The sequence below is a fragment of the Citrobacter sp. Cf132 genome (assembly GCF_030333885.1).
In the GTDB taxonomy this organism is placed as follows: Bacteria; Pseudomonadota; Gammaproteobacteria; order Enterobacterales; family Enterobacteriaceae; genus Citrobacter; species Citrobacter freundii.
Window position 1 is genome coordinate 1 of the sequence record NZ_JAOWFA010000022.1, and the last position, 1,368, is coordinate 1,368.

Sequence of the window (1,368 nt, forward strand, 5' to 3'; positions counted from 1 at the left end):
TGTTCAGCCCGCTAAAGATGGCGGGTTTTTTACGCGTGAAATCCGGAGCCGGACATCATGCCGGCATGGCTGAAGAGCGGGCTTTTTCCCGCCCTGTCGCAGTAATATATAACGCTACATAAGGAGTAGCCGATAACCATGGCAGTACTTACATTATCCGGGCAATCTGATTCATATGTTTTCACTTAAAAATATGTTCTCCCTGAACCTCCAGCGATCAGCCATTTCGTATGACGCAATTTGTCAGAATAAGCCTGTCATTGAGTTCAGTCCGGAGGGGGTGATAAATAAAGCCAGCCCGCTTTTTCTCTCCACTATGGGGTACAGGGCTGATGAAATAATCGGTCACCACCATCGTATATTCTGCCCGCCCTCGCTGGTAAGTTCACCGGAATACAGCCAGTTCTGGCAGCGCCTTGCCAGGGGAGAAAGCTTTAGTGGCAAGTACCTGCGGCTGGCAAAGGGAAATCGTTCCGTATGGCTTGAAGCCAGTTATATCCCCGTTTCTGACAGGCGCGGCCGTGTTATCAGAGTCATTAAAATTGCTGCCGATATTTCTGAGCGCGTGCATTCTGCTCTTGAGCAGGAAGCAGTCGTAAATGCCATAAACCGTTCTATGGCCATCATCACCTTCAATCCTGAAGGGATCGTGCTTGAAGCAAATGAAAATTTCGTCAATGCCACTGGCTATAAGCGGGATGAAATCATAGGTAAGCATCATCGTCTGTTCTGTGCCGAGACGCTTTACAAAAGTGATGAATACCGACATTTCTGGGAGAGTCTGAATCAAGGTGAGTTTTTTTCTGGTCTGTTTCCACGCCTTAACCGTCAGGGAGACCCTCTGTGGTTCCGTGCAACTTATAACCCTGTCTTTAACAGTGATGGGCAGCTTTATAAAATTGTGAAATTCGCTACAGATGTTACGGCTGATGTCCTGCGAAACCAGAGAGAGCAAGAGGCTGCTGTGCATGCATGGGATATGGCCGTGCAGACCCGAGAAAGTGCGCAGAACGGTGCCAATGTTATTGAAAATAGCATCCTTATGATTGACAGAATTGCGCAGGGGATGGGGGCTGTCTCCACCGATATCTCACGGCTCAACAATCAGTCTGAAAGTATTGACGATATGGTGGAAACCATCCGGAAGTTTGCCATGCAGACAAGACTTATTGCACTGAATGCCGCGATTGAAGCAGCAAGGGCTGGCGCATCCGGAAGAAGTTTTGCGGTTGTTGCCGCAGAAGTGCGTAATCTTGCGGCGAGCGTCAGTAGCGCGACTGAAGAAATTGAGCAAGTCGTGGCCAGCAATAGTCAACTGGCCAAGGATGTTCTCTGTGGCATTGAAAACAGCCTGATGAACACTCGGGA

At 48.9% G+C, this 1,368-nt stretch carries 1 protein-coding gene; it reads left to right on the plus strand.

Annotation, left to right across the window (positions count from 1 at the left end):
• Positions 1 to 193: 193 nt before the first annotated feature.
• The coding region (locus tag OGV85_RS00535; protein WP_253164581.1) for a methyl-accepting chemotaxis protein at positions 194 to 1,368 on the plus strand (1,175 nt) is incomplete at its 3' end.